The sequence below is a fragment of the Nonomuraea sp. NPDC049028 genome, assembly GCF_043197735.1.
GTDB lineage: Bacteria > Actinomycetota > Actinomycetes > Streptosporangiales > Streptosporangiaceae > Nonomuraea.
The window spans coordinates 664,128-680,672 of the sequence record NZ_JBICTR010000005.1; the positions used below are offsets into that span (position 1 = coordinate 664,128).

The 16,545-nt window shown below is 69.7% G+C and carries 16 protein-coding genes; 5 read left to right on the forward strand and 11 right to left on the reverse strand.

What is annotated here, in order from left to right; all coding sequences use genetic code 11:
• Positions 1 to 42: 42 nt before the first annotated feature.
• The 9 genes from ACGFJ2_RS22650 to ACGFJ2_RS22690 all read right to left on the reverse strand — a co-directional run bounded on the left by ACGFJ2_RS22650 (position 43) and on the right by ACGFJ2_RS22690 (position 9,701).
• Positions 43 to 1,911, reverse strand: a complete 1,869-nt coding sequence (locus tag ACGFJ2_RS22650; RefSeq protein WP_393471168.1) for a hypothetical protein — start codon at positions 1,909 to 1,911, stop codon at positions 43 to 45.
• Between the two features lie 2 nt (positions 1,912 to 1,913).
• Positions 1,914 to 2,744 carry a carbohydrate ABC transporter permease gene (locus tag ACGFJ2_RS22655; RefSeq protein ID WP_393471171.1) on the reverse strand — a complete coding sequence of 277 codons (831 nt, stop codon included), beginning with the start codon at positions 2,742 to 2,744 and terminating at the stop codon, positions 1,914 to 1,916.
• Positions 2,734 to 3,675, reverse strand: coding sequence for a carbohydrate ABC transporter permease (locus tag ACGFJ2_RS22660; RefSeq protein ID WP_393471174.1), 942 nt, complete (start codon positions 3,673 to 3,675; stop codon positions 2,734 to 2,736). Before ACGFJ2_RS22660 ends, ACGFJ2_RS22655 begins: the two co-directional genes overlap by 11 nt.
• A 1-nt stretch (position 3,676) precedes the next feature.
• On the reverse strand, positions 3,677 to 4,939 hold the full coding sequence (locus ACGFJ2_RS22665; protein WP_393471177.1) for an ABC transporter substrate-binding protein: 1,263 nt from the start codon (positions 4,937 to 4,939) through the stop codon (positions 3,677 to 3,679).
• A gap of 19 nt (positions 4,940 to 4,958) precedes the next feature.
• Positions 4,959 to 6,563 (reverse strand): FAD-dependent oxidoreductase, encoded by a 1,605-nt coding sequence (locus ACGFJ2_RS22670; protein ID WP_393471180.1) that lies wholly within the window; start codon positions 6,561 to 6,563, stop codon positions 4,959 to 4,961.
• 72 nt (positions 6,564 to 6,635) lie between these two features.
• Positions 6,636 to 7,658 (reverse strand): LacI family DNA-binding transcriptional regulator, encoded by a 1,023-nt coding sequence (locus tag ACGFJ2_RS22675; protein ID WP_393471183.1) that lies wholly within the window; start codon positions 7,656 to 7,658, stop codon positions 6,636 to 6,638.
• Positions 7,659 to 8,607: 949 nt separating this feature from the next.
• On the reverse strand, positions 8,608 to 8,985 hold the full coding sequence (locus ACGFJ2_RS22680; RefSeq protein ID WP_357939483.1) for a helix-turn-helix domain-containing protein: 378 nt from the start codon (positions 8,983 to 8,985) through the stop codon (positions 8,608 to 8,610).
• Positions 8,982 to 9,179, reverse strand: a complete 198-nt coding sequence (locus ACGFJ2_RS22685) for a hypothetical protein (protein ID WP_393471186.1) — start codon at positions 9,177 to 9,179, stop codon at positions 8,982 to 8,984. Before ACGFJ2_RS22685 ends, ACGFJ2_RS22680 begins: the two co-directional genes overlap by 4 nt.
• 21 nt (positions 9,180 to 9,200) lie before the next feature.
• Positions 9,201 to 9,701: a pyridoxal-dependent decarboxylase gene (locus ACGFJ2_RS22690; protein WP_393471426.1), complete on the reverse strand. Its 501-nt coding sequence runs from the start codon at positions 9,699 to 9,701 to the stop codon at positions 9,201 to 9,203.
• 281 nt (positions 9,702 to 9,982) lie between these two features.
• Here ACGFJ2_RS22690 and ACGFJ2_RS22695 point away from each other — a divergent pair, with 281 nt between their 5' ends.
• Positions 9,983 to 11,971, forward strand: coding sequence for a zinc ribbon domain-containing protein (locus ACGFJ2_RS22695; RefSeq protein ID WP_393471189.1), 1,989 nt, complete (start codon positions 9,983 to 9,985; stop codon positions 11,969 to 11,971).
• On the opposite strand, the gene ACGFJ2_RS22700 is transcribed toward ACGFJ2_RS22695, so the two are convergent.
• Together ACGFJ2_RS22700 and ACGFJ2_RS22705 are read right to left on the reverse strand one after the other, a co-directional pair.
• Complete coding sequence (locus ACGFJ2_RS22700) at positions 11,964 to 12,683, reverse strand: pyridoxal phosphate-dependent decarboxylase family protein (protein ID WP_393471429.1); 720 nt, start codon at positions 12,681 to 12,683, stop codon at positions 11,964 to 11,966. The genes ACGFJ2_RS22695 and ACGFJ2_RS22700 overlap by 8 nt on opposite strands.
• On the reverse strand, positions 12,599 to 13,309 hold the full coding sequence (locus tag ACGFJ2_RS22705; protein WP_393471192.1) for an AraC family ligand binding domain-containing protein: 711 nt from the start codon (positions 13,307 to 13,309) through the stop codon (positions 12,599 to 12,601). The genes ACGFJ2_RS22700 and ACGFJ2_RS22705 overlap by 85 nt, the downstream gene beginning before the upstream one ends.
• 130 nt (positions 13,310 to 13,439) lie before the next feature.
• On the opposite strand from ACGFJ2_RS22705, the gene ACGFJ2_RS22710 reads away from it, so the two are divergent.
• The 4 genes from ACGFJ2_RS22710 to ACGFJ2_RS22725 are packed head-to-tail and all read left to right on the forward strand — an operon-like array spanning position 13,440 to position 16,540.
• Positions 13,440 to 14,153 carry an ABC transporter ATP-binding protein gene (locus ACGFJ2_RS22710; protein ID WP_393471195.1) on the forward strand — a complete coding sequence of 238 codons (714 nt, stop codon included), beginning with the start codon at positions 13,440 to 13,442 and terminating at the stop codon, positions 14,151 to 14,153.
• Complete coding sequence (locus ACGFJ2_RS22715; RefSeq protein ID WP_357939492.1) at positions 14,150 to 14,839, forward strand: ABC transporter permease; 690 nt, start codon at positions 14,150 to 14,152, stop codon at positions 14,837 to 14,839. Before ACGFJ2_RS22710 ends, ACGFJ2_RS22715 begins: the two co-directional genes overlap by 4 nt.
• A 4-nt stretch (positions 14,840 to 14,843) precedes the next feature.
• Entirely contained in the window at positions 14,844 to 15,944 is a 1,101-nt protein-coding gene (locus ACGFJ2_RS22720) for a sensor histidine kinase (protein WP_393471199.1), read from the forward strand.
• On the forward strand, positions 15,944 to 16,540 hold the full coding sequence (locus ACGFJ2_RS22725) for a response regulator transcription factor (protein WP_357939496.1): 597 nt from the start codon (positions 15,944 to 15,946) through the stop codon (positions 16,538 to 16,540). The genes ACGFJ2_RS22720 and ACGFJ2_RS22725 overlap by 1 nt, the downstream gene beginning before the upstream one ends.
• The last annotated feature ends 5 nt before the right edge of the window (positions 16,541 to 16,545 follow it).

The window sequence follows — 16,545 nt, forward strand, 5'->3', positions numbered from 1 at the left end:
CTCCATCCGGCTCCGGCCCCCGATTCAATCACCTATCCAGCGTCAGCCCACGATGACCGTGAGGTCGAACGTGCCCTGGTGCGGGATGCGGAGGGCGTGGAAGCGGCGGGCGCCGTCGCGGAAGTAGCGCACGGAACCGGCCGCGACGGTCGCCTCCATCGGGGTGCCCCAGCGGAAACGGATCGTGGTGCGGCCCCGGCGGATGTCGAAGCCGTCGGCGGTGGCCGTGGTCGAACCGCCGAACGCGGCCTGTGTGCCGTTGGTGAAGGTGAGGACGTCCGTGGGACGGAGGACGAGGGGGATCTGCTCGGTGGCGGCGGCGTTCGCCTTGACCGTGCGCCGGATCGTCCGGCGGGTGACCAGGACGTCCGTGGTGACGTTCGCGTTGCCGTAGCGGATGCCCAGGGCGGCGGGGGGCGGGCCGCCGGTCCACTCCTTGCCACCGGGGGCGCCGTGGAAGTAGGTGGCGGGCAGCGGGCCGTTGGAGTCGGGCGCCTGGCCGGGGAAGACGGTGGCCCAGCAGGCGTAGTTGTTGTCGTTGAGCCCGCAGATGATCGTGCCGGCTTCGGGATGCCACAGGAAGGTCAGGCCGGTGCGGGCGAGGGAGGCGCGGTCGCCGAAGTAGCCGCCCAGGTACAGGCCGGGCTTGCGGACGTACAGGAAGTCCTGGCCGCGGTCCTTGCGCAGTTCCACGAAGTTGTCGGAGCGCAGGTAGGGCAGGTCCGCGATGGCGGCGGCCCGCTGCCGTCTGGTGGGGAATCCCTCGCCGTAGAGGCCGTGGGTGAGGATGCGCGGTGAGGTGTCCTGCTTGGCGAGCGGCGTCACCGGTTCGGTGGAGGCGGCCCAGGCGGCGCGGGCCTCGGCGAGGTCCTCGCGGGCGGTCAGGAAGGCCGACAGCAGCGGCACCTGGCGGATGAACGTCCAGTTGAGCGCGGTCCTGTCGGGGTCGGGCCGGACCTCGTCGTACCAGCGGGCGCTGGTGCGGGTGGAGGGGGCGACGTTGACCATGTACCCGGCGCCGTCGGGCTCGCGCAGCAGGTTGTAGGACAGGAAGCCGGTGAAGGCGCGGGCCATGTTCACCAGGTTCAGGTCTGAGGTCTGCTGGTAGGCGTCGGCCATCTCGGGGAGCATGACCTCGAAGTTGTAGTTCATGTCGTGGCCGCCCTTCTCGTGGAAGAAGCCGGCGGTGCTCAAGCCGGTCGCGGCGAGCCGGGGGAACGCCTCGGTCAGGCTCCTGGACAGCGCGGGGTCGGGGTCGAGCTTGAGCGCGAGCGCGGCCCCGGCCAGGCCCGAGGTGGTCTGGTTGGCGTAGCTGAGGGGTTCCTGCCAGACGCTGTGGTTCGCGGGGTCCAGGAACCAGGTCATGGCCGTGTGCAACGCGGCGGTGAGCTGGGTCTGCCGTGCGGGCAGCACCTTGGCCGCACGCAGGATCCGCAGGGTCTTGGCCAGGTAGCCGATGCCGAACCCGGTGGGGGCCAGGCCGTGCTCGTTGCGGCTGTACTCGGGGAAGGAGCCGTCGGGGTGCTGGAGTGACAGGTAGTGGCCGAGCGCCGCGTCGAGCGCGGCCAGCAGGTTCGCGTTCCCCGCGTACGGGTTCCACGGGCGGGCGTTGGCGTAGAACCAAGCCAGCGTGAAGACGTGCTCCTGCACACGGGCGTTGTACGACGCCGCCGGCGAGCGCCACCAGCCGCCGGCGAAGAAGCCGCTGTCGTCCATGTCGTTGACCATGGGCGCGAGGGTGGCCAGGTACGGCGCGAAGCGCTGCTCCTGGGGGGAGAACGACGCGCGATTCAGGGTGGACAGCGGCGGCAGGTCGGGGACCGCCGCGAACGCGGTGCCGGGCACGAGCAGGGGGGTGGCGGCCACCGGGAGCAAGGCGGTGGCGCGGAGGAGGGTGCGGCGAGAGAGCATGATCAGCCTTTCAGACCGGTGTGCGCGAGCCCTTCGATGAACTGCCGCTGGGCCAGCACGAAGACGACCAGGATGGGGAGGGCGGTCATCGTGGCGGCGGACAGCTGTACGTTCCACAGGGGCGAGCCGTAGGCGTCGACGAACTGGGTGAGCGCCTGCGGCAGGGTGAACTTCGACGGGGTCGACAGGAACACGATCGGTTCGAGGTAGAGGTTCCACGAGTGCAGGAACGTGAAGATGGCGACCGCACCGAGCGCCGGCCTGGCCAGCGGCAACGCCACCCGGTAGAAGGTGCCGAAGCGGCCGAGCCCGTCGACCCTGGCGGCCTCCTCCAGCTCGCCGGGCAGCGTGATGAAGAACTGCCGCATGATGAACGTCGCCAGCACGCTGGGCGCGCCCAGGATCGGCACCAGGATCAGCGGCCAGTGCGTGTCGGTCATCCCCAGGGTGTGGAACATCTGGAACAGCGGGACGATCGTCACCTCGCTGGGGATCAGCAGGCCGACGAGCACGACCAGGAAGAGCACGTTCTGGCCGGGAAAGCGGACGCGGGCGAAGGCGTAGCCGGCCATCGCGGCCACCGCCATCGTGCCGACGGTCACCACCGCGGCGATGTAGAGGCTGTTGAAGTACTGCTGCCCGAACGGCTGCAGCTCGAAGACCCGGCCATAGGTGGAGAAGTCAAACCTGGAGGGCACCAGCGCGGGCGGGAAGGCGAAGATGTCGCTGATCGGCTTCACCGACGAGGTGACCATCCACCAGGTCGGGAAGACGAACGGCACGCACAGCACGCACAGCAGCGCGTACAACGCGAGCTTGATCCTACGACTCATGGAAGACCCACCTCCGGCGCAGCCGCCACTGCAGCAACGTCAGCGCCGCGACGATCAGGAACAGCAGGACCGACAGGGCGGCTCCGTAGCCGAGGTGCCGGAACTGGAAGGCCTGCTGGTACAGGTAGTAGACGAGGACGGTGGTGGACATGCCTGGCCCACCCTGGGTGAGCACGGCGATCTGGGCGAACACCTGCAGCGAGCCGACCACGGTGACGATCGAGGTGAGCAGGATCGTCGGGCTGATCAGGGGCACCGTGATGCGCACGAACCGGGTCCAGGCGCCGGCGCCGTCGAGCTGTGCCGCCTCGTACAGCTGGCGCGGCACGCCTTGGAGCGCGGCCAGGAACAGGACCATGTTGAGGCCCACGTTCTTGACGACCTGGACGACGATGACCGACAGCAGGGAGGTGGTCTCGCCGCGCAGCCAGTTGGGACCGTCCACGCCCACCAGACCGAGCACGCCGTTGACGCCGCCGTCCTGCTGGAGCAGGAACTGCCAGACGATGGTCCAGGCGACCAGCGACACCAGCACCGGCGAGAAGAACAGCGTCCGGAAGAACGTGGTGCCGCGCAGCCGTTGGTCGAGCAGGATGGCCAGGAGCAGGGCGAGGGCGAGGTTGAGCACGACCAGGCCGACCGAGAAGAGCGCGGTGCTGGTCAGCACCTGCCCCATGTTCGGGTCGGCGAGCAGCTTGGCGTAGTTGTCGCCGCCGACGAACTCGAACGTGCCCGCCAGGACGTTCCACTCCTGGAGGCTGTAGTAGACGACCAGGCCGAGCGGCAGCAGGACGAACAGCGCGCTTCCCACGAGCTGCGGCGAGATCAGCAGGTAACCGACCAGGGCGTCGCGCCGGGGGATCGTCCAGAAGGGGCGGCGCCGGGTGGCGGCGCGCTCGGCCACCCGGTTGCCCAGATCCGTCACCGTCACGTCATCCGCCCAGCAACGGTTGGATCTTCGCGCACACGCCGTCCAGCACCGCCTTGACGTCGGCGTCCGGCTTCCACAGCGGGTCGAGCGCGGCCCTGGCGGTCTGGGCGAGCTCGGCCTGCCCCTTGTGGCTGGGCTTGACCACGCCCTTCTCGATGCCGTCGATCACCACTTCCTGGAGCTGGTCGCTGTTCAGCATGGGACTGGTCTTGGCCATGGTGTCGGCGGTCAGCAGGGAGCTACGCGCGGGCGGGAAGTACGCGGCGAGCTTGGCGGAGTTGGCGGCGTTGGTGAAGTAGGCGAGGAAGTCGGCGGCCTGCTCGGCCCTCGGCGACTTCTTCAGCACGCCGATCCCGGCCTGGCCCATGACCGCGTACTTGCCCTTCGGCCCGGCGGGCAGCGGCACCAGGTCCCACTTGAACGTCGCGTCCTTCAGCATGGCGGCGCGGGAGATCTGGGCCACGGCCATCGTGGTGTCGCCGGAGAAGAAGTCGACGGCGGTGCCCGGCCCCGGCATGGACTTGTCGGTGAAGATCGCCTTGTGGACGAACGTCATGGCCTCCACCATCTCGGGCGAGTTGAACTGGCAGGTGGCGCCGTCGTCGCTCCACGCCTTGGCGCCCCAGCCCTGCCAGATGGTGGCGAGGTTGTCCCAGGCCTTGTAGTCGAAGTTGAGGATGGTCAGACCGTTCTTGCCCTTCGCCGCGACGGCCTTGTTGATCTCGTTGGCGTGCTCCCAGTCCCACTGGCCCGCCTTGATCAGCTCACGCGGCGACTTCTGGCCCGCGGACTTGACCAGGTCGGTGTTGACGAAGATGCCGAACGGCGAGGTGGAGAACGGGTAGGCGTACAGCTCGCCGCCGTTCTCCCACAGCCGGGTGGCGGCGGGGACCAGCTCGTCCACCTTCTCGATCTTGCTCTTGAGCGGGACGAGGGCGCCGGAGCCGACGAAGTCCGGCGCGGAGTTCTCCAGGATCCACGCCAGGTCGGGGGCGTTGCCGCCGGCGATCTGCGTGGTCAGCGTGGTCGTGTAGTTCTCGAACGGAATCGGGTCGAAAGTGATCTCGCCGACCTGCGGGTGGGACTTGCGGTACTCGGCGGCGATCTCCTTGAACAGCTTCAGGTGGGCCTCGTTGGAGGTCCAGATCGACATGCGCAGCGGCTGCGGGCCCTTCGCGGCCGGCGCGGCGTCACCGCCGCCGCAGGCGGTGAGGGTGAGGAGGGCGGTCAGCGTGAGGGCCGCCAGCTTCCCGGGTGCTTTCATGGGGGATTCTCCTTGTACGTCAGTAACCGGTGACGTCGGGCCAGCGCAGCTCCACGCCGTCGCCGGCGAGCCGGTGCTGGTAGTCGGCCAGGAGCCGCCCGTCCGCGCGCACGGCGTGCGGCGTGGTGGCCTGGTCCAGGCAGAAGGCGGCGAGCGCGCCGGCCGCCTCGCCGACGTTCCACTCCACCGGATGCAGACGGTAGGCGCCGTTGGTGATGTGGGTGGTGCCGATGTTCTTGGAGGCGGGCAGCAGGTTGGTCATCCGCTGCGGGACCAGCGCTCCGAGAGGGATCTCGAACGGGGAGCAGGCGACGTCGATGTAGTTGTCGCCGCCGGTCGAGGGGTGCAGGTCGATGCGGTACATGCCCACGCCCACCGAGTCGTGATAGGAGGCGGCGCCCTTGTCGCCGCGTACCGCCACGGACAGGTCCTGTTCGGTGACGGTGGTCAGGGCCCGGATGCGCCGGGACTCGCGGATGTAGGGGGCCTGGGCGAGCCCGTCGGCGCTGCCGGTGACGTCGCCGCGCAGCCGCAGGCCCGGGTAGCCGGTGCCGCCGTCGTGGCGAGGGGCCTCGGTCTGCAGCCAGTACATCACCGACATCGACAGCTCGCGGGCCGCCGCCAGGTGCCGATCGGCGTCCGGCACGTCGATGATCGGCCCTTCCAGGTAGTCGATCATCGGCCAGTTGACCAGCGTGATGTCGCTGTCGTACGCGCCGGGCCGGAAGTTGTCGCGGGCGGCGATCCGGCGGAACGTCCACAGGTTGCCGTCGCCCGGATTGACCCGCTGGTCGGCCTCCACCAGGCGGGGGTCGTCACCCGGGTTCGGGGTGAAGGAACGCTCCAGGATCTCCAGCGTCCGCGGGCTCGGGCAGCGCCACGACAGCAGCCGGTCGCCCCAGAAGGGCGGCTGGTAGGCGCGCCAGAAGTCGTACGAGGCGGGCCTGTCCACGGTGTGGTCGCCGTCCACGTGGTCGATCGCGAAGCACACGGACACGGCCTGCATGTTCATCGGCTGGGCCGTCGCCGGGGCGCTCGGCTCACCGGTCTCGTCGCGCGACTCGAACCCGGTCACGTACTCGGCCCCGGCCAGCGGCAGCAGCTCGCCGGTCTCGGTGGCGTCCAGCACGTACGCCGCCACCGCCGTGATCTCGTCGCCGCTGTCGCGATGCGCGAGCCGCACGGCCGTGACGCGGTCGCCGTCCACCTCGGCCCCGACCGGCCGGTACGGCTGCAGTACGCGTAACCTGCCCGACCCCCGGTAGGGGGCCAGCATCTCGTCGATGACCGCGACGGCGACCCGCGGCTCGTGGCACAACTTGCTGACGTGCCCGGCGCCCGGGTTCAGCTCCCGCCACGCCCGCGCCCGCTCGGTCAGCGGATAGTGGTCGCGGTAGTAACGCCGGATGCCGTCGCGCAGCGCGCGGTAGCTCGCCGTGACGCCGAACCGCTCCACCCAGGTGTGCTCGTCCGGGGGTACGGCCTGGCTGGTGAGCTGTCCGCCCAGCCAGTCGTACTCCTCGGTGAGCACCACCGAGCGCCCGGCCCGCAACAGGGCCAGCGCGGCGGCCACGCCGCCCAGCCCACCGCCGACGACGAGCGCGTCTACCGATATCTCAACCACGTGGGGTTTTACCTCTCCTCAAGTACGGTCTGTGTCAGGTACGGGGGCCAGGGTCATGTCCGGAGGCCAGGGTCATGTCCGGGGTGCGGGTGCCAACGTCGATCCCTCGACCAGCTCGCACGCCAGCAGTTCCTGCGGAACACCACCGCGTTCCAGCACCCCGGTAAGCAACTCGACGGCCCTGCGCCCCATCTCCCGCCGGGGAATGCGGAACCCGGCGAAGTCGATGTCGGTCGACACCGGCCTGGTGGACGCGCCCAGCGCGAGAATGGACAGGTCGCGCGGCACGTCCAGGCCACGGGCTCGGGCGCTCTCGACGATGGCCACGCCGTCGGCCAGCTCCTCGGCGAACACCACGCTCGCACCGGAGTCGAACAGCCCGTCCGCGGTGGTCAGGTGCAACCCTTCGACACCGGTCGCGGCCACACCTGCGGTGAAACCGCGCAGCCGATCGGCGAAGGACTCCGCACCCGCCCCCACTCCGACATAGGCCATCCGGCGATGCCCGAGCGCCGCCGCCCGCTCGACCAGCGCGCGCATCGCGGGCGGGTAGTCGGCCCCGACGTACGGCACCGGCCCACCGGCGTCATCGCGACGGCCGACCGAAACGAACGGGATGCCCTCGGTCAGCAGCCGAGACAGGTCGTCCCGGTCGATCGTCCGGCCGAGCAGAACGCATCCGTCAGCCAGCCGAATCCGGCTCTCCCCACTGAAGATCCGCCGCCGCTCACCCTGCTCCACCTTGGCACTGGTGAACAGCAGCAGGTCACAGCCCGCCTCCTCGGCACACTCCTCGATGCCGACCAGGAACGGATGGTAGAAATCAGCACCTTCCGCCGGGAAGACGGCCTCGTAGGTGAACACGCCGTAGATGCGGTTGCGCCGCTCGGCCAGCCCGCGCGCCGCCGGATCGGCAACGTATCCGGTCTCCCTGATTACCTGGAGTACTCGGTCGCGGGTCTCGGGCGAGATCCGCACCTCGCCGTCGGCCCGCCCGTTGAGCACCAGTGACACCGTCGTCTGGCTCACGCCAGTCATGCGCGCGATGTCCTGCTGCGTCAGACGCCGCCCTGAACCAGTCACTGTGCGTATCACCCATCGTCCTGCTAATGCGCATTAGTTCGGTCATTGTGAAACCGGACATTAGAGGATGTCAAGGGGTAATAGCTGAAGTAATCCGTATTATCAGCGGCTCTGGGCTTCGCGGGTGTGACGACACCCAGTAACGCCGCCAAAACCCGCCGACGGTATCTGACCTGGCCTTCCGGGACCGTGACCAGTCCAACCTCGACGCCCTTGGCCGCTCAGCAGACGGGCGGTCCCGGCTACTGTGCGGCGAACGGGTAGAAAGCCGAACCGGGGAGTGAACGAGTGCGGTCGCCCCTCCTCATGGCCCAGTGATCAGTCCTGGAGAGCACACACGTTCCGTTCTGTCGGAGCGCTGCTCTACGGTTTGCGTCCACGGACTTCCTGATGATCGGAGTGAGAAGGCGTGCGACTGTCGACCCCGCCTGCGCCAGTGGATGTGGCGGCGATCTTTCCGGACCTGGCTGACCAGGTGAAGACCACGGTCCGGCTGCACCCGCGCCGTGGAGCTCCGGCCATCACGGATAGTTCCATGGGCGGTCCTCTGCTGTGGCCCGCCGGGAGCTGGACAAGAAGGTCGCCGAATGGAGCGACTCTTCGCACAATCCCGAGGAATGGAGCTACCAGGACCACCTGTCCACGGCCCCGGGAACCAAGGTCGGCGGGTGGGTTGACTGGATTCAGGACCCGATCTCGATGGAGTGCGACCGCGGACACGAGATGTCGCACCTGCTCACCATCGCGAGCTGGGAGCACGATGGGGGGTCGGACAAGAGATGGGTACCACTGGAAGAACAGCACCTGCTGCGCCCCCACCAGGTCTCCGAACTCCAGGAACCCGCAGGCATCATGATCGGTGACGCAGGATCGATGTACGTGTTCACCTGCTTGGAATGCTCTGACCGACCCGTGGAGACAGCCAGTCAGTGCTCGTAACCTCAGGCGCGGAGCGGACGGATCACGCTGATCGCTGGTCGGAGGAGGCGGCGCGCAGTTGCGCCAGGTCCAGTTCGATGCGGCGTCCGTGGACGGTCACGACGATGCTGGCGCCTTCGGCTCCTGTTGCCGTGAGGTAGTCGAACAGAGTGGACAGCAGCATGTCGCTGCGATTCTCCAGCCGGGACACCACAGCCTGTCCCACACCGAGTCTCTTGGCCACTTCGACCTGGGTCATCTGTCCGGCTTTGCGGATCATCGCTAGGTTCATGGCATAGGCGCGGTCCATTTCCTCGGCCGCCTCGTGCGCCTGGGCCACGTCAGCGGCGAGTTCGGGATCGGCGAGCAGTCGGTCCAGGTGTTCATTGCCGCGGACGAAGGTGTTGTCAGGCTCGGTCATGGCTTCTCCTCAAACGCTGTCTCCCGTTTCCACTGATCGATCAGCCCGTCCGCGCGTGCGGCCACGCTGTCGTAGAACAGATCGCCCAGCTTGGCCTTGTCGCCGGCGAACAAGGCCACGACGACCTTCCCGGTGTTCGGTGGAAACCAGCAGATCAATCGCACCGCCACCTCCGGATGGTAGGCGTGCGACACCCACCACAGCGTCGCCTTGCGTCAGCAGGCTGATCGGATGATTCCCAGTGCCTCCTCGACGCGGTCCGCGTGGGTGCGGAAGCTGAGCACGCACAGGCGCAGGAAGAACCGGCCGTCGATGGTGGTGCTGCTCAGGTACACGCGTCGGCTGGAATTGATCTCGGCCAGGAGCCGTCTGTTGTCCTCGTCCGTCCCGCGCAGCCGGAAGAGCACCACTGTCAGGTCTGGCTGCCACGGCACCTCCAAGCGGGGGTCCTGGGCGAGCTGTCGGTGGACGTGGGCGGCGAGGTCGAGCTTCTCGTCCAGCTCCCGTTCGAAGGCCCGTACGCCGTGCAGGTGCAAGGGCAGCCACAGCCGCAGCCCGCGGAACTCCCGGGTCAGCTCCACCCCGAGGTGGCCGAAGTCGGGCAGGTCGTCCACCGGGCTGAGGTCCTGTAGGTACCGGGCGTCGGCCGCGTGGGCGGCATGCAGTACGGCCGGGTCGCGCACCAGGAGCAGGCCCGTGCCATACGGCAGGAACAGGGTATGAACCGTTCTTCGTGTTCGCTATGGAAACCTCAGGTTCTGTTCTGGGGCCGTAGTCCGCGCTGTGCCGGTACAGCGTGATCCGCGGCACGGATCGGTATCCGGTGGACGTGTATCGCTCAAGTGTTCTACCCAAAGCTGTCAACTCTTGGTAGCGTTGCGATCACAAATCGTGGTGGCGAGGGGTGGGCGGGTGCAGGTTGGGCTGCGGGTCGTGAGGTGTACGCGTCGATGCCGCCTGGTGGCCGATGACCTGATGGGGGCGATGGGGGCGGTGGGTGAGTAGGCTCACCGCGACAGCCTCCTGCACCGCTTACGCGGCGGTGGTGGAGGCGAGCGGTGAGGTCGTCGCGCAGGCGCTGGTGGTGCGGCGGGTGGCCTGGCTGACCGCTCTGGCACGCGAGGTGACCGCCCGTCTGGTGGTGGCCCGGTGGAATGCGGCTGATCTGGACGCTTTGGGGTCCGGGGTGGGGCTGGATGGGCGGGTGTTGCCGTCGAAGGGCTGGATGGCGCTGCGCAGGCTCGGCTGGGTCGTGAGCCCGCCCTCGGGCGTACGTGTGTGCGATCGAGTGCTGCGGTGCGCGCAGGAGCAGGCCGCCCGCTTGTTGCGGCTGGCGTTGCACCGGCGCCGTCTGGTGGCGGCGATCGTGGCCACCTGGCCGCACGACCCAGGTGCACACACCGGCGCCGAGTGGGAGGCGCTGCGCGCGTTGCTGCCGGACGGGGTGAGCGCGGCCGACATCCGGAACCGGACCCGGCAGGTTCGCGCCTACCTCGACGAGCATGGCGCGTTCCCGGCCGATCTGACCGAACTGGAGGAGCCGCCGAACGTTGCGGCGCAGGTGGTGCTGGCGGCGGCTGACCGGCAACTGCTCACCCTGGAGCGCACCGGCCCTCGCAGTGCCCGCCTGCGGGTGCGGCTTCCCCTGGTCGAATTCCCCGCGTCTTCTCGGGACTGGGCGTGGCATGTGCTGCCGTTCGCGTTGCCGCCGACCGTCCCGGCGGAGGCGGCGTTGTGCGCCCCTACCGTGCGGGTGGTCAAGGGGCGAGTGCGGGTCGATCTGCCGTTCCAGATCCCGGTCGGCTTCGCGCCCGCTACCGGTCATCGGGTCGGGTGCGGCTTCGACTGGGGCCTCAACGGGCTGCTGACCGGAGTGGCGGGGCGTCTGGCCGATGGCCGGGTGATCAGTGATGGGCGGCCGCTAATCTACGATGCGAGCGGTGTGTCGGCCAAGCTGCACCGGCTGCGCGGCGAGCGTGAACACCTGGCCGCCAAGCACCGGCACCTGGAAAAGCTCCTAGCCGCGATCACGCCTGCTGATCCCCGCTACCTCGCGTTGAGTACGGCCTGGCAGCGCATCGGTGTCGAGCATGAGCGGCTGTGCGCCCGCATCCGCAATCTGAACAAGGCACTGACCTGGTCGGCAGCGCGATGGGCGGTCGATCAGGCCGCCGCCGCAGGAGCGACGGTCATCTATGTGGAGGACCTGGCCACCCTGGAGGCGCGCGGACGCCGAGGCAGCGCGAACGCGCGGCTGTCGGGGCAGGTGCGCGGGCGGATCATCGAGGCGATCCGGCATCTGGCGGCCAAGCACGCCATCGCGGTGGTCACGGTCGCGGCGCGTGGCACCTCCCGGTACTGCCCCCGGTGCGGGGAGGGCACGTCGGTGCTCAAGCATTGCCCGGCTCCGGACCGGCTCGCCGAGCGGGGCTGGAGGTGGGCTTACTGCCCGGCCTGCGGCCTGTCCTGTGACCGGGACTGGGCAGCGGCCGAGCGGATCGTCTCCCGTGGCCTGCTCGGCCAACACACCACTCGCACCCACCGTTCCACCGGGGTGCGCACCATCCACGCCATCGTGGAAGGCAACGTCGCCCGCGCCCGACCAACACGCAAACCCACCCGGGCGGCCCGCCGCGCCCGCCGTACCCGAACCGATCTGCATCCCCGCCCGGCAGCACGTGACAGAGCCAAGAGGCGCCCCACCCCGAAACGGCCCACCCGCGCCCCGGCCAGCCCACGAAACAACTCGATGACGTCCAGCCGTGTGCCCGACCGGCGCACGGTGCCCGCCCCACCGCTCACCGGCGGTGGACAGCGTCCGGCGGGCCATGCACCCAAGCCGGGACGGCACCAGCCGTACCGGACAGGGCATGTCAGGAATTCTCACCATCGGACCGGCTTCCACCACGCCAAAGCCACCCCCGTGCTCACGTTCATCGAGCACGGGAACAGCCCAGGCCAGGCCACGCCCATCCGAGTTACCTGATTCCTTCAGGGAACCACAGAGAATTCAAGACGCTCTTGTGCGGATCCAGCGCGATCGAGTCGGCCGCCTCGATCCCGGCGAGCCGGTCCCGGCCCCGTTCGGTGAGCTGAAACCCGCCCCCGTAGGCGGCGTCCACGTGGAACCACAGCCCTTCCTCGCGAGCCAGCTCGCCCAGCTGCACAAGCGGGTCGATGGTGCCGGAGCTGGTGGACCCCGCGGTGCCGACCAGCAGGAACGGACGCAGCCCTGCGGCGCGGTCGGCGGCGATCATCGTGGCCGCCGACGAGACGTCCATGCGCAGGTCCGCGGTGGCCGGCACGATACGGATCCGCTCGGCGGGCAGGCCAGCGATGCGGGCGGCCTTGGCGACGCAATAGTGCGTGTGCTCGGTCACATACAACACGCCGTCGCCGTGGGCGTTGCCGTTGACGCTGCCGCCGTCCCCGTGGGCGTGGGCATGGCGGGCGGCGAGTAGTGCCGAGAGGGTCGCCACCGACGCGCCCGTCGTGACCAGCCCGCCCGAGCCCTCCGGCAGCCCGAACCGGTCGCAGAACCAGGTCAGCACCCCGTGCTCCATGGCGACCAGCGCGGGCGCGACCTGGGCCACGCCGGTGAAGTGGTTGACGGTCAGGGCCAGCAGTTCGGCCAGCGCCGCTGTGACCAGCCCGCCTGCCGGGAAGTAGGCGAGATAGCCCGGACCGGCCGTGTCCACGCCTTGCCCGGCGGCTTGGCGGAAGAGCTCCAGGAGTGCGGCGAAGTCGCCGGGTCCGTCGCCGGGCGGGCGCCCCAACGTGGTGACCAGTTGCCCGGCCTGCCGGTAGTCGCTCGCGGGCGCCGAGTCCAGATCGCGGACCCAGTCGGCCAGGAAGTCCACCGCGTGCCGTACGCGCGGAGCATTAAGGTCAGCAGCGTGTGGAGCTGTGAGTCCGCGGCCAGTGACGCGCCGGACTCCGCCGCGCGATGGGCGGCCGCCACTCGCCGGGCCATCCGCGGGTCGGTGATCACCCGCCGCTCGAACGACGGGGTCCCGCCGGGCACGCCGATCTCGTCGGCGACCTCCCGCACCTGCTCGACGCTCGGATACAGCACCCGGTACGTCCATCCGTCGGTCGTGTGGGGCCCGCCCGTGTGGACGACGCCCGGTTCGATCACCACGACCTCGTCCGTCCCCGCGTACTGCACGCCGTCGGAGAACCGGATCTCCTCCTGACCGGCCTCCAGCGTTCCCATCGCGTACGTCTCGTGGCTGTGCCGGGCGAACCGGTGCTGGACGAACTGCGCGCGCATCAGATCCAGGCCACCGAGCCCGTGGTAACGCCAGTAGTGGGCAGATTCCACATATCCCTTCATAGCGCGAGAGCGGGTGAAACGCGCCGCTCAGGAACCGACGCGCATCACCCGGATGGAGGATGCCGGGGCGGCGTGATGGGCGATGTTGCGCGACCCGCCCCGACGGGAGTCTTGAGGCATGGAAGCCATCGAGGTGACAGACCTGCGCAAGACGTACGGGGACACCACCGCCGTGGACGGCGTCACGTTCACGGTCCACGCCGGCGAGACCTTCGGCATCGCCGGTCACAACGGGGCGGGCAAGACCACTACCGTCGAATGCCTCCTCGGGCTGCGGCGCGCCGATGGAGGCAGCGTGCGCGTCCTGGGCGAGGACCCCGCGCGCCGACGCCGGGCCCTGGCCCAGCGCGTCGGCGCCCAGCTTCAGGAGAGCGCACTGCCGGAGCGGATCAAGGTCGCCGAGGCGCTGCACGCCTTCGCCTCCTTCTACCACCAGCCCGCCGACTGGCGGGTGGTCATGGAGCGCTGGGGACTGACCCCCTTGGCGCGCAAGGCGTACGGCGACCTGTCCGGCGGGCAGAAGCAGCGGCTGATGCTCGCCCTGGCCCTGGTCGGCGACCCCGAGGTGGTCGTGCTGGACGAGCTGACCACCGGCCTGGACCCCATTGCCCGCCGGGAGACCTGGCGGCTGGTGCGGGAGCTGAAGACCTCCGGCACCACCGTGGTGCTGGTCAGCCACTACTTCGACGAGACCGAGGCCCTGTGCGACCGCCTGGCCGTCTTCGCCCGCGGCCGGATCCGGGCCATGGGCACCCCGGCCGAGATCATCGCCCGGACCGGCACCTCCAGCCTGGAAGAGGCGTACTTCGCCCTGGAAGGAGCGGACCAATGAAGGCGTTCACCGCGCTCACCACGACCGAACTGAGGCTGCTGCTGCGCGATCCCGCCTCGGTGTTCTTCATGATGGCCTTTCCGCTGATGCTCCTGGTGCTCAAGCGCGGTGACAGCGGCGCGGTTCCCGGCTACATGGCGATGATCGCGGCCATCGGCGGCATGGGCGCCATGCCCGGCATCGTGGCCGCCTACCGCGAGCGCAAGGTGCTCAAGCGGCTGGCGACCACGCCGATCTCCCCGGTCCTGCTGCTCGGCGCCCAGCTGGTGGCGCAGGTCGCCGCGGCTCTGGTCGGCTCGGCGCTGCTGGTGGTGGCCGCGATCGTGGGGTTCGGCGCGAAGCCGCCCACGAACGTACCCCTGCTGGCCGTCGCCTTCGTGCTGTGCTCGGTGACGGTCTGCGCGCTCGGCTTCGTGATCGCCGCGATCGTCCGCAACACCAGGGGCGCGAGCCTGATCGGCATGATGGTCATGTTCCCGATGGTCTTCCTGGCCGGCGCGGCCGTGCCCCGCAAGGCCCTGCCCGACTCGCTCCGCGTGATCGGCGACTTCCTGCCGCTGACCCCGGGCGTGGACCTGCTGAACGCCGCCTGGACCGGCGCCACCGTACTCTTCCCGATGATGATCCTTGCCGGGATAATCGTGGCGGGTACGGCGGTGGCCGCGGCGCTGTTCCGATGGGAGTGACGGCGTGAACGTTTGGGAGGCGCGCTGGGTGCGCGCCTTCCACCTGTTGTTCTACGCCTGCCTGGCGCTGGGGCTGATCCTGTCGATCGGCGAGAACAAGAGCCCGGCCCCCGTGACTCTGGTGGTGCTCGCGTCGCTGGCCGGTTGGCACTGGTTCTTCGTCGTCCGCCGGCCGCAGCTGCTCGGCCGGCTCCGCCCCATGGCGCTCCACCTGGCCGTGCTCTGCGCTCTCTACGTCGCGCTGGTGCTCACCGACCGCTCCTTCGATGTGGTGATCTTCGGGCTGATGCCCCAGCCGTACGTGATGCTGCCCATCCCCTGGTCGTACGCGGGAGCCGTGGCGACGATCCTGTGCACGTTCGCGGCCAGGGGCTACCTGGACGACCCCGACGCCCTGTGGCGGCTCGCCGGGAGTTGCGGCCTGGTGGTGGCGATCGGCATGTTCCTGACCTACGTCTTGCGCCAGAGCGAGCAGACCAAGACGCTCGGCGTGCTGGAGGAGCGGGCCAGACTGGCCAGAGAGATTCACGACACCATCGCCCAAGGGCTGAGCGGGATCATCACCCAGCTTGAGGCGGCCGAGCAGGCCATGCCCGGATCGGGCACACCCGACCTGCCCGCCGTACGCAGGAGGATCGCGCTGGCCAAGGAGCTGGCCCGCGACAACCTCCAAGAGGCCCGCCGCTCGGTGGACGCGCTCCGGCCGGGCCCCCTACAGGACGCGCGCCTCGACGCCGCCCTGGCGCAGGTCGCCGAGCGGTGGTCACGTACGTCCGGGGTGAGCGCCACCGTGACGGTGGAGGGCCCGCCCCGGCCACTGCCCGGCGAGGTGGGCGCCACGCTGCTGCGCGCGGCGCAGGAGGGGCTGTCCAACGCGGCCAAGCACGCGCGGGCGGGCCGGGTGGCGATCACGCTGACGTACATGGACGACGAGGTGATGCTGGACGTGTTCGATGACGGTAGGGGCTTCGACCCGGCCGCGCGCGGCTCCGGTTACGGGCTGGCGGCAATGCGCGAGCGCGCCCGCGGCGTGGGCGGAACGCTGACGGTGGAGACGGCGCCGGGAGAGGGGACGGCACTGTGCCTGCGTATCCCCTCAAGCTGATGATCGTGGATGACCATCCGGTGGTCCGCGACGGGCTGCGCGGCATGTTCGACCACGTGGACGACATCGAGGTGGTGGCCGAGGCGGGCGACGGGTACGAAGCGCTGGCCATGGCCAGGCAGGCACGGCCGCACGTCATCCTCATGGACCTGCGCATGCCCGGCCTGGACGGCGTGGGCGCGATCGAGCGATTGCGCGTGGACCACCCGGAGATCAAGGTGATCGTGCTGACCACGTACGACACCGACGCCGACGTGACCCGGGCCATGGCCGCCGGGGTGGCGGGCTACCTGCTGAAGGACGCGCCGCGCGAGGAACTGCACCGGGCGGTCCGTACGGCCGCCGCGGGCGGCGCGGTCCTGGCGCCGTCGATCGCCTCCGCGCTCATCCGCGGGCCCGCGACGCAGGCGCCGAGCCCGCGCGAGCTGGAGGTGCTGCGCCTGGTGGCACGGGGCGCGGCCAACAAGGAGATCGCGAGAACCCTGCTGATCAGCGAGACCACGGTCAAGACGCACCTCAAGCACGTCTTCGCCAAGCTCGGCGTCGAGACCAGGGCGGCGGCGGTCGTGGTGGCCATGGAACGTGGGCTCCTCTGACGCGG

Bases quoted from the DNA above. Each gene is read 5' to 3' on its own strand.
- ACGFJ2_RS22650 (WP_393471168.1), bottom strand. From the start codon at position 1,911: ATGCTCTCTCGCCGCACCCTCCTCCGCGCCACCGCCTTGCTCCCGGTG.
- ACGFJ2_RS22655 (WP_393471171.1), bottom strand. From the start codon at position 2,744: ATGAGTCGTAGGATCAAGCTCGCGTTGTACGCGCTGCTGTGCGTGCTG.
- ACGFJ2_RS22665 (WP_393471177.1), bottom strand. From the start codon at position 4,939: ATGAAAGCACCCGGGAAGCTGGCGGCCCTCACGCTGACCGCCCTCCTC.
- ACGFJ2_RS22680 (WP_357939483.1), bottom strand. From the start codon at position 8,985: ATGACCGAGCCTGACAACACCTTCGTCCGCGGCAATGAACACCTGGAC.
- ACGFJ2_RS22710 (WP_393471195.1), top strand. From the start codon at position 13,440: ATGGAAGCCATCGAGGTGACAGACCTGCGCAAGACGTACGGGGACACC.
- ACGFJ2_RS22715 (WP_357939492.1), top strand. From the start codon at position 14,150: ATGAAGGCGTTCACCGCGCTCACCACGACCGAACTGAGGCTGCTGCTG.
- ACGFJ2_RS22725 (WP_357939496.1), top strand. From the start codon at position 15,944: ATGATCGTGGATGACCATCCGGTGGTCCGCGACGGGCTGCGCGGCATG.